General features: G+C 63.6%; 9 protein-coding genes. 1 reads left to right on the forward strand and 8 read right to left on the reverse strand.

All coding sequences use genetic code 11. The features are described 5' to 3' along the window. Positions 1-215: 215 nt before the first annotated feature. The 3 genes from ENZ74_RS09300 to ENZ74_RS09310 all read right to left on the reverse strand — a co-directional run bounded on the left by ENZ74_RS09300 (position 216) and on the right by ENZ74_RS09310 (position 3,603). Positions 216-980, reverse strand: a complete 765-nt coding sequence (locus tag ENZ74_RS09300; RefSeq protein ID WP_013532887.1) for an SDR family oxidoreductase — start codon at positions 978-980, stop codon at positions 216-218. Between the two features lie 80 nt (positions 981-1,060). Beyond that, positions 1,061-1,951 (reverse strand): DUF427 domain-containing protein, encoded by an 891-nt coding sequence (locus tag ENZ74_RS09305; protein WP_164745786.1) that lies wholly within the window; start codon positions 1,949-1,951, stop codon positions 1,061-1,063. After that, entirely contained in the window at positions 1,948-3,603 is a 1,656-nt protein-coding gene (locus ENZ74_RS09310; RefSeq protein WP_063167626.1) for an ABC transporter substrate-binding protein, read from the reverse strand. The genes ENZ74_RS09305 and ENZ74_RS09310 overlap by 4 nt, the downstream gene beginning before the upstream one ends. A gap of 112 nt (positions 3,604-3,715) precedes the next feature. On the opposite strand from ENZ74_RS09310, the gene ENZ74_RS09315 reads away from it, so the two are divergent. Then, complete coding sequence (locus ENZ74_RS09315) at positions 3,716-4,618, forward strand: LysR family transcriptional regulator (RefSeq protein ID WP_063170184.1); 903 nt, start codon at positions 3,716-3,718, stop codon at positions 4,616-4,618. Positions 4,619-4,651: 33 nt separating this feature from the next. Here the strand turns inward: ENZ74_RS09315 and ENZ74_RS09320 are convergent, their stop codons facing one another. The 5 genes from ENZ74_RS09320 to ENZ74_RS09340 all read right to left on the reverse strand — a co-directional run. Next, a complete protein-coding gene (locus tag ENZ74_RS09320; protein ID WP_063167627.1) occupies positions 4,652-6,682 on the reverse strand; it encodes an ABC transporter ATP-binding protein in 2,031 nt (676 codons plus the stop codon). Continuing rightward, positions 6,675-7,553: an ABC transporter permease gene (locus ENZ74_RS09325; RefSeq protein ID WP_027163828.1), complete on the reverse strand. Its 879-nt coding sequence runs from the start codon at positions 7,551-7,553 to the stop codon at positions 6,675-6,677. Before ENZ74_RS09325 ends, ENZ74_RS09320 begins: the two co-directional genes overlap by 8 nt. Continuing rightward, complete coding sequence (locus ENZ74_RS09330) at positions 7,550-8,533, reverse strand: ABC transporter permease (RefSeq protein WP_181172681.1); 984 nt, start codon at positions 8,531-8,533, stop codon at positions 7,550-7,552. The genes ENZ74_RS09325 and ENZ74_RS09330 overlap by 4 nt, the downstream gene beginning before the upstream one ends. Positions 8,534-8,633: 100 nt before the next feature. After that, on the reverse strand, positions 8,634-10,298 hold the full coding sequence (locus tag ENZ74_RS09335) for an ABC transporter substrate-binding protein (protein WP_013532880.1): 1,665 nt from the start codon (positions 10,296-10,298) through the stop codon (positions 8,634-8,636). Between the two features lie 247 nt (positions 10,299-10,545). Beyond that, positions 10,546-11,056 (reverse strand): mandelate racemase/muconate lactonizing enzyme family protein (locus tag ENZ74_RS09340; RefSeq protein WP_164760978.1); only part of this gene is annotated, 511 nt, incomplete at its 5' end.

Genomic DNA, 11,056 nt, shown 5'->3' on the forward strand with positions numbered 1-11,056 from the left:
CTGCGGGGGCGGTCATCTGCGGATCGATTGCCAGTCTTGCGGCGCCTTGCAAGGTGCGAGCCATCAAGGTCTCATGTTCTCGGCTGTCGACCCGGCAAGCGCCATCTCGCCAAGCCAGTTTCATGGGATGAAATTATATATATCAAGGTTCATGTCGCGCAACGACTAACACCGCGCGAGGCGTATAAATTCAGACTGCAGGCGAAGTTGAACCTCTACCAGCAGACGTAGCCGCCATCGACAATCAGGTCGAGGCCGGTGACGAAGCTCGCTGCGCGGCTGGCCAGGAACACCGTCGGTCCGACCATTTCCTCCGGCGCCGCCATCCGCCCCATCGGCGTGTCGCGCTTGAAGATCTTCACCTCTTCGGCCACCTCAGGCCGCTTGTTCATCGGCGTCAGTGTGTAGCCCGGGCTGACGACATTGACGCGCAGGCCGCGATCGGCCCACTCCATAGCGAGACTCCTGGACATGTGGATGACGGCGGCCTTCGAAGAATTGTAGTGCGCCTGCGTCAGGCCCCGGTTGACGATGGTGCCCGACATCGAGGCGATGTTGATGATCGAGCCCTTGCCTCGCACCAGCATCTTGCGCGCTTCGGCCTGACAGGACAGGAACACGCCGGCGACATTGACCTCGTGCACCTTCTGCCACGTCTCCAGCGGCATCGTCTCGGCGGGTTCGGAGCCGGCAATGCCGGCATTGTTGACCGCAACGGTCAGCGCACCGAGTTCGCTCTCGACTCGATCGATCGCCGCCGCCAGATCGCTCTGCGATGTCACTGTACCGTTCAGCACCAGCGCCTTGCGGCCGAGTGCCGTGATCCGGTGCGCCGTTTCATCCAGCCCGCCTTTCGACGCATGACCAAAACAGGCGATGTCGGCGCCTGCCTCGGCCAGCCCGATCGCGATGGCCTGGCCGATGCCGCTGCCGGCGCCGGTGACCAGCGCGACATCGCCATCCAGCTTGAAAAGATCCATCGAGTGTCCTCCCTGTCCCAGGGAGGGTATGCGCTGACCCGTGCTTCGATCAAGCGCCCGCGCGCAAGCGGCGTCGATGCCTAGAAATAACCGCTCGACGCGGCCGTGGCTTCCTTCGGGATTTCGACGCCATCGACCAGGATCTTGTCGACCAGCTCGTGGTGGAAACAGACCAGCCCCTTGATGCGCTCCGCCTCGTGCACCGGCTCAGGATAATACCAGACGAGGTTCTCGTGACGCTTGGCCTTGGTCGTCACGTGATAATAGTTGGAGATGCCCTTGTAAGGACAGCGCGAGATGTAGCGGCTGGGCGCGAACATATCGAGCCGCGTGTCGGCGATTGGCAGATAGTGGCGCACTGGATGGCCGGTCTCGAACAGGAACACGCCGCGGCGTGAATCGGCGACCTGCTCACCATCGAGGATGACCTGCACGCGCCGCGACGACGGCAGGCAGTCGACGCGGCGGAAGGGATCGCGGGCGTGGACAAAGATCTCCTCGTCCTCCTCGAACCAGTGCCCCATCTTGCTCCAGGTGAACGACATGTAGTCCGATATCGGCGGACAGCCCTTGACCGGATCGAGATAGCGCCAGGCCGCGTCCTCGACCAGCGTGATGCCGGTGTTGAGCGAATAGTGGGTGGCTGTGCCCTTGAATGGGTCCTCTGTCGTGGTCTTGCTCGGCAGCAGGAACTCCTCGCGAACGTCGCCGATCGGAAAATAGTAGACCGGCAGATGATCGGATTCGTAGAACACCAAGGCGTTGGTCGTATCGGCCACGGTCATTGACCCCACCTGCACACGCAGGCGCTTCTGCGTCGGCATGGTGAAGGCTATGTAGCCCGGCTCGAAGTCGTACTGCACGATGCTGTCGAGCAGCGGAAAATGCGGCCCGCGGCCGCGCAGATGAGGCTTGCGAATGGTAGTCTCCCGTTTAGTTTCTTTTGTCATCGGGCGTTGAGGCACGATCAGCTCAGGGACACGCGATCGAGCAGCAGGCCGGCGGCGATCGGCGGCAAGCCGCTGACATTCTTGCGCACCGGCACCAGCAGATCGGGAAAATAGCTGAAGATGACAGGCGTCTCGTCGAGCAGCAGTTTCTGGATGTCGGAGGCGGCAGCGCGTTGCGCGCCGACATCAAGCGCCTTGAGATAGCTGGTGACCATGCCGTCATAGGCCGGGCTCTTGAAATGCGCCGCATTCCACGGACCGTCGCTGACCAGCGGGCTCTTCAGGAAGACGTTCGGCACGCTGCGATGGGCGTAGTCGGTGATGCCAAGTGGGCTGTCCAGCCAGTCCGACTGGCCGAACACCGCCTTGCCGTAATATTTGTCCTGGTCTTCGATGTTGAGCGAGATGCGGGCACCGATTCCCTTGGCGAAATTCTGGAACAATTGCGCGTAGCGGGGAATGTCGGAATAGCGCAGCGTCGTTAGCGTGATGTCGAAACCACTGGCAAGGCCCGCCGCCTCCAGCAACTGCTTGGCCTTGGCGATATCCTGGACGCGCTGCGGCACCGTCTTGTCGGTTGCGGGGAAAGCGGGTGCGAAGGGGCTGTCATTGCCGGTCGCCGCCATGCCGCGGCACAGCCCGTCGACCAGCTTGGAGCGGTCGATGCACAGCGCCAGCGCCTGGCGCACGCGCTTGTCGGTGAAGGGGCCGGTGTCGCAGCGCATGTGAAGCTGCCGGTGCGCGGTCGAAGCGACACGCAGCACCGTGATATCAGGACTGTTCAGCACCACCTGGCTTACATCGAGCGGAACGGCGTCGAGGATGTCGACCTCGCCGGCCTGCAGCGCCAGGATGCGCGGTTGCACGTCGCCGTAGAATTTGAATTCGAGCCGGTCAGGCAGCGCCTTCTCGCCCCAATAGTCGGTATTGCGGATGAAGGTCGCGCCGACCTTTGGCGTGTAGGTCTCCAGCCGGAATGGCCCGGTTCCTTCGAACGTCTTTTCGTAGTCGCCCTTGTAGCTCGCCGGCAGGATGACGGCGTTGTAATTGTCGATCGACACCGAATAGGGAAAGCTGCCATTCGGCGCATCGAGATGGAAGGCGACGGTGTGGTCGTCGACCTTCCGGGTGCCGCCTTTCGACAGCAGCCCCTTGAACACGGAAAGTGCATTAGAAGCGCCTTTGGGGTCGGCCAGCCGGTCGAAGGTCGCGACGACGTCGTCGGCCTTGAAATCCTCGCCATTGTGGAATTTCACGCCCTTGCGCAGCTTGAACGTCCAGACGCTGCCGTCCTCGTTCGGCGCCCAGCTCTCCGCCAGCACCGGCTTCAAGGTGAGGTCCGGCTGCGTGATGCAGAGAAATTCGGCGGTCTGGAAAACCAGCTGGTAGCTGCCGCTGTCATAATAGGTGACGGGATCGATGGCGCCGCCCGGCGTCGCCACGCCGGCGCGCACCGTGCCGCCCGGCTTGCCCTCCGCGCGTGCTTGCTGCGTGCCGAGGCCGGCGGCCGCGACAAGGCTGCCCAGGAACGGCAGTGAGAGACCAAGCACGCTGCCATGGCGCAGGAAGTCGCGGCGGTCCATCCTGCCGGCCAGCAATTCGTCGACAGCGGAATTTTCGATTGCAGTGAGCGTTCTGCGAGCGTTGTCGATCATCCGGAAATGCTTGGGCATGGCTGGATTCCTCGCGTGTCTTGGGGTTCGGCCATCTAGTTCATTGTTGACTGCCGCCGGAAAGCGATATTTTTTGATAGGGGTCATCGAAATTTTCGATGCAGAGGTGGGCATGGACACTGAAAATCTGCGCAGCTTTCTCGAAGTCGCCACCCATGGCAGCTTCACCGTCGCAGCCAGCCGGCTCAACCTCGCGCAGTCCACCGTCAGCGCACGGATCAGGGGGCTGGAGGAGCAGTTGGGCCGCCGGCTTTTCGTGCGCGACCGCGATGGCGTCACGCTGACGCCGGCCGGCCGGCAGTTCCTGCCACATGCCTCTTCCATCACCCGCACCTGGGAGCAATCGCGGCAGGACATCGCCGTTCCCGATGGCTACGAGACCTTGCTGCGGCTGACCGCGCCTGCCTATCTGTGGGACCGCATCACCTCGCCATGGGTCGAGTGGATGCGCGCCAGGCGGCCGAACGTGGCGCTGCGGCTGGAGGGCAGCTTCCCGGACTCGGCGATCGACCAGCTGGCGGAAGGCCTGCTCGACATCTGCATCCTCTACCTGCCGCGACCGCATCCCGGCATCGTCTACGAAACGCTGGCGGTCGATCAGGTCGTGCTTGTCCAGCATGCCGCGCAGACCAGGCCGTGGACCGAAAACTACATTCTGATGGATTGGGGGCTGGAGTTCCGCATCGAGCACGACCGCGCCTTTGCCGGCATGGTCAAGCCCGCCATATCGGCCGGACTGGTCTTCATCGGGCTGCAGCACGTGCTGTCACAGCAGGCCGCCGCCTATCTGCCGCTCAGCGCCGTCAGCGGTCATATCGAGCGCGGCGAGATGCGGCGCATCGACAATACGCCGGTGTTCCAGCGGCCGATCTACCTCGCCTATCCCTCGAACCCCGCCTCGTCGGATGTTCTGGATGTCGCGCTCACAGGCCTGCGCACGCTGGCCAGAGACTGGGCCGAAGGGCAGGGCTTTTCGGAAGGCGACCGTGCTCTCAGCATGGCCGGCCAGATCTGACCGGCCAAGCCACGCGGGTGATGGTGACGCTCGCTATGCCGGCTCGGTCACGGCCGCTCTCTGCAGCCTGGCCAGTTCGGCATATGGAATGTGGCAGCGGATCGAATGGCCGGGCTGGGCCTCGCTCAGCGGCGGCTCCTGCTGTTCGCAGATCGGACCGATCTTGCGCGGGCAGCGCGTGTGGAACACGCAGCCCGACGGCGGATTGGTGGCGCTCGGGATTTCGCCGTCGAGACGAATGCGCGCCGTCTCGGTCTGGTCGAGTTTGGGCACGGCCGACAGCAGCGCTTCTGTGTAGGGATGATGCGGCCCGGAAAAGACTTGCTCCGACGGTCCGAGCTCCATGATGCGGCCGAGATAGAGCACGGCGATCTTGTCGGAGAGGTAACGCACCACGGCCAGATCATGCGAGATGAAGATGTAGCTGACGTCTTCCTTCGACTGCAGGTCGGCGAGCAGATTGAGGATGGCCGCCTGCACCGAGACGTCGAGCGCCGAGGTCGGCTCGTCGCAGACGACGATGCGCGGGACGCCGGCGAAGGCGCGGGCGATGGCGACGCGCTGCTTCAGGCCGCCGGACAGTTGGCGCGGTTTTACAGCCAGATGCCGGTCCGTAAGCCGCACCGAGCGGACAAGGTCGTTGAGACGAGCCTCCAGCGCCTTGCCGGAGAGGCCCGCCAGCCGCTTTAGCGCGCGTCCGATCAGATGCCGGATCGAATGCGATCGGTTGAGTGCGGAGTCCGGGTTCTGGAAGACGATCTGCATCGCCTTGATCTGGTCGTCGCTGCGGTTCTCCAGCCTGGGCGCCAGCGCCTTGCCTTCCAGCTCGATCGTGCCGCCTGCGTCCGGCGGCACAAGGCCGAGCAGCAGCCTGGCGAAGGTCGTTTTGCCGCTGCCGGATTCGCCGACCAGCCCGAGCGTTTCGCCAGGCCGCAGGTCGAGGGACACGTCCTTCACGGCGCGCAGTGCATGGCCATGGCTGGCATAGGTCTTGTTCAGCCCGGTGACGCGCAGCACCGGCGCTGCCGCCGCCCTTGGTACAGGCGCCACATCGCTCGGTGTCGCACGCGGCAGCGCCTGCGCCTTGTCGTGATGAAAGCAGCGCGACAGCCGGCCGCCCAGATCGTAGAGCGGTGGCAATTCGCTGCGGCAGCGGTCGTCGGCGAGCGCGCAGCGATCGGCGAAGGCGCAGCCCTTGATGTCGACCCCGATGCCGGGAAGGAAGCCGGGAATGGTATCGAGGCGGCCCTGGTCCTTGCGCTGGCCCCCGCGCGGCAGGCAGCGCAGCAAGGCTACGGTGTAGGGATGGCGCGGGTCGTTGAAGACGACCTCCGTCGGCCCTTCCTCGACCAGCATGCCGGCATAGAGCACGCCGACGCGGTCGCACATGTTGGAGACGACGGCGAGGTTGTGGCTGATAAACAGGATCGAGGCCGACAGTTCTTGCCGCAGCTGTGCGATCAGGTCGAGCACTTCGGCCTCTACCGTCGCATCGAGGCCGGTGGTCGGCTCGTCGAGGATCAGCATCGAGGGATCGTTGGCCAGCGCCATGGCGATCGCCACGCGTTGCTGCATGCCGCCGGAAAGCTGGTGCGGGTAGCGCTGCATCACGCTCATCGGATCGGAGATGCGCACGCGATTGAGCATCGCAATCGCCCGGTCGGTGGCCGCTTGTCCCGAAATACCGCCGAGTTCAAAAATCTCGGTCAACTGACGGCCGACGCGGATCGACGGGTTCAGCGCCTTGCCCGGGTCCTGATAGACCATGGAGACGCTTTCGGCCCGCGCCCGCCTGAGCGCCTCGGCGTCGAGTTTCATCACGTTCTGGCCGTCGAGCGATATCGTGCCGCCGGTGATAGAACCGTTTCTCGGCAGATAGCGCACCACCGTAAGCGCCACGGTGGATTTGCCGCAGCCGGATTCGCCGACCAGCCCATAGGCTTCGCCCTGGCCGATGGTGAGGCTGAGGTTACGCAGCACGGCGCGGTTGCGGCCGGCGACGCGGTAGGCAACCGAAAGATCGGTGACTTCGAGTGCGTTTTCGGCCTTGGCGGAGTTAGTCATTGAGCGCTCCGTGAACGCCGTCGGCGGCCAGATTGACGCCGATGACCAGCGAGGCGATGGCGAGCGCATCGAACAGCACCGTCCACCAGAAGCCGCCGCCGATCATGCCGTAATTGTTGGAGATCGACAGCCCCCAGTCGGGAGAGGGCGGCTGGATGCCGAAACCCATGAAGGAGAGCGTGGCGACGGCGAAGATGGCATAGCCGAGCCGCACAGTGGTTTCGACCAGGATCGGCGGAATGACGTTGGGCAGGATCTCGACGAACATCGTATGCAGGGCACTTTCATGCCTTAGCTGCGCGGCAGCGACATAGTCGAGTTCACGCTCGGCCAGCACCGCGGAGCGCACGGTGCGCGCGATGATCGGCGCGAAGCTTAAGCCGATGACAACGATGACCGTCGTCTTCGAGGTACCGAGCGCAACGATCGCCAGCAACGCAACGATGACCACCGGGATCGCCATGAAGGCTTCCAGGATTCGGCTGACGACATCGTCGACGAGGCCGCGAAAATAGCCGGTGACGAGGCCGAGCGCCGTGCCGGCCACTGTCGCCAGCAAGGTCGCCAGCGGGGCGACGGTCAGGATGTCGCGCGAGCCGACGATGACGCGCGAGAAGACGTCGCGGCCGATCTGGTCGGTGCCGAACCAGTGTTCGGAAGAAGGCGGCGCCAGCGCGTTGATGATGTCGTCGGCGAGCGGGTCGTAGGGTGCGAAGTGCTCGCCGAACAGCGCGCAGGCAACCCAGAACAGCACGATGGCGAAACCGACAAGGAATGTTCGCGAGCGCAGCAGCGAGAAGAAGACCTCGGCCAGCGGGCCGCGCGGGCGCGTGTCGTCGGGTGTCGAGGAGGTGGTCTGGATGGTGCTCATTGGTCTGACCCCAGCCGGATGCGCGGATTGAGCACGGAATAGAGGAAGTCGGCGACAAGAGTGGCCACGGCATAGACGATGCCGATGGTGAGGATGCCGGATTCCAGCATCGGGAAATCCTTGCCGCGCGCGGCAGTGAAGATCAGCGAGCCGATGCCCTGGTAGCGAAACAGCGTTTCGATGACGACAAGGCCGCCGATGAGGTAGCCGGTCTGCGTGGCGATAACGGTGATGGTCGGCAGCAGCGCATTGCGCAGCACATGGCGCCAGATCACCGTGCGCCAGGGCAGGCCCTTCAGCACGGCCGTTCGCGTGTAGTCGGAATCGAGCGCTTCGATCATGCCGGAGCGCGCCATGCGGGCGATGTAGCCGAATAGCACCAGGAACAGCGGCAGCGACGGCAGGATCAGGTAGTAGAGCTGCGTGAAGAAGCCGGCGTCGCGCGGCCATGCGGCCGATATCGGCAGCCAGCGCAGCCAGACACCAAAGATCAGGATCAGGATGATGCCGGTGACGAATTCCGGCAGCACCGTCACCGACAGACCGCCGAGGCTGATGATGCGGTCGAGCGGGCGGTTGAGGTTGAGCGCGGCGACGACGCCGCCGAGGATGCCGATCGGTACCACCAGCACGAAGGCGACCGCCGCCAGCTTCATCGAATTGCCGAGCGCATCGATGACGAAAGGCGCGACCGGCGAGCGGAAGATGTAGGACGTGCCCATGTCGCCCTGGACGAAATTGGAGATCCAGCCCCAGTACTGTGCCAGCAGCGGGCGATCGACGCCGAGCGTGTGATTGAGCGCGTCGACCGCGCGCTGGTCGGCGAATGGACCCAATATGGCGCGCCCGACGTTGCCGGGCAGCACCTGGCCGCCCAGGAACACCATGATGCTGAGCAGGAACAGCGTCACCAGCGACAGCGAGACACGCCGGGCAAGGAAGGAGAGAATGGCTAAGACTCCTTGTGGAGCCAGCCCCATGCGGGAGCTGGCTGTTAGAGGATTGGCTTTCCCTTTGAGCATGATCCCGAAAAGTGGGGACCGGTTTTCGGAAAAGGTCATGCTCCAACAAAGAGTTAGTTCAGGCTTTCGATGCCTTGTCGAGGAACAGCTGCGACATGGCGGTCGGCTGTACGCCGGCCACGCCCTTCGCCGTCGCCGTCAGATAGTCGTAGAAATAGCCGAAAATAACAGGCGTTTCCTCGAGCAACAGCTTCTGGATCTTGCCGGCGTCGGCCTTCTGCGCCTCGAGGTCGAGTGCTGCGATGTAGCTGGTCGCCAGCGCGTCATAGTCCTTGTTCTTGAAATGCGCCGCATTCCAGGTGCCTTCGCTCTTCAGCGGTGCCGCAAGATAGACGTTCGGCACGCCGCGGTGGCCGTAGTCGGTGATGCCCATCACCGAATCCAGCCAGTTCGACTTGCCGAACACCGCGTCTCCGTAATAGCCGCTCTGGTCGAGGATGTTGAGGTCGAGCTCGACGCCGATCTCCTTGACCCAGTTCTGGATGAGCTGGGCGTATTCGGGGATTTCCAGGTAGCGTTCGGTGGTCAGGGTTATCTTGAAGCCCTGGCCAAGGCCGGCTGCTTCCATGAGCTGCTTGGCCTGGGCGATATCCTGCTTGCGTTGCGGCACGCTCGTATCGGTCGAAGGATAGACGGCGGCGAACGGGCTGTCATTGCCCAGGGCGGAGCGTCCCTTCATCAGGCCGGCGGCCAGCTTGTCGCGATCGAGGCAGAGCGCAATGGCTCGGCGCACGCGCGCATCCTTCAACGGACCCTCGTCGCAGCGCATGTGCAGTTGCTGATGGGCCGACGACTTCAGGCTGATGATGTCGATGTTCGGATCGTTGAGCAGAGCGACGCCGGCCAGCACCGGCATCTGGTTGATGATGTCGACCTGTCCGCCCTGCAGCGCCAGGATCTGCGGCTGCATGTCGGTGAAGAAGGTGAATTCGGTGCGCTCGGGCAAGGCCTTCGGCCCCCAATAGTCCTCGTTGCGGACGAAGGACGCGCCGACCTTTGCCGTGTATTTCTCAATTCTGAACGGCCCGGTGCCGTCGAAGCTCTTTTCGTAGTCGCCCTTGTAGCTCGCCGGGATGATGACGGCGTTGTAGTTGTCGGACGACAGCATGTAGGGGAAGTTGCCGTTCGGCGCATCGAGGTGGAATTCCACCGTGTAGTCGTCGACCTTCTTTGAAGCGCCTTTCTGCAGGATGCCGGTGAACACCGACAGCGCATTGGACGAGTTGGCCGGGTCGGCAAGGCGGTCGATGCTGGCCACGACGTCGTCGGCCTTCATCTCGCCGCCGCTGTGGAATTTTACGCCCTTGCGCAGCTTGAAGGTCCACACCGTGCCGTTGTCGTTCGGCTTCCAGCTTTCGGCCAAGGCCGGCTGCAGCACCAGATCGGGGCCGTCGACGCAAAGGAATTCGGCAACCTGCTGCATGATCAGCAGGCCGCCGGCGTCTGCAATGCTGACCGGGTCGATCGTCGCCGCCGGCACACTGCTGGCGACGCGGATGGTGGCGCCCGGCGCGCCCTGGGCGCGCGCCAGCGACGGCATGCCGCCAAGGCCGGCGGCCATGCCGATGCGGCCCAGCAGCGGCAGCGACAGGCCGAGCAGGCTGCCGTGACGGACGAAGTCGCGGCGGCTGACACGGCCGTCGACGAGGCCGTCGATCAGGTGATTTTCAAGCGGCGTGCGATTGCGCCGGATAAGGTCGAGAATGCTGTGGTTCTTGCTCATGGGTTTTTACCCTTTCCCCTATTTCTTATGGTTGACGAAATTTTCGTGGATTGCTCCATTTTCCCGGCACCGGAGGCCTGTCTACCGGAACTTTAGCATGCGGTTTTGTCCGGTCCATCCAGTCGTGGCGTGGACGCTCGGGGTTGTTGGTTGCACGGCTTCCACCGTCTTTGTCCAACCTTCCCGACCGAAATCGCGGCGGTTGGCTTCTCGTGTCTGGCCGTCGGTCTTGGCCGCTAGCCGTCATCTAGTTCAGCGGCAAACGGCGATAGGTTCCGGGCTTTGCCGGGTCATGATACTTGTTGCACGGTCCTTTCTCGGTAAAGTCTCTGTGACAGGCAGCGAGGTTTTCGCGCGACAAGGTGACGCCGAGACCGGGACCTTCCGGAACGCGCACGACATTGTTTTTCGGCGAAAACGGTCCTTCCTCGGTGACATCCATCGGCAGCATGCGAAACAGCGACTGGTTCGGCTCCCTGATCCAGCCGAGTGCCGCGCACAGATGCAGATAGGCGGCGCTGCCGATGCCGCTGTCGCCGCTGTAGCACCAGAAATCGATCCCGGCATGCTCGCAGGCGCCGACGAAGCGCAACAGCCGGCCGATGCCGCCATGCGTCGTCGGGTTGCCGACGAACGCGTCCGGCACTTTGGTTTCCATGGCGCGCGCAATGTCGATGTTGTGGGTCGAGAACGGGATCGAGCAATGGCGCCGCAACTCGCGCATCTCCTCGATGGTCGCCACCGGATCCTCCCAGTTG

Source organism: Mesorhizobium sp. M7A.F.Ca.CA.002.15.2.1, from assembly GCF_003998715.1.
Taxonomy (GTDB): Bacteria; Pseudomonadota; Alphaproteobacteria; order Rhizobiales; family Rhizobiaceae; genus Mesorhizobium; species Mesorhizobium ciceri.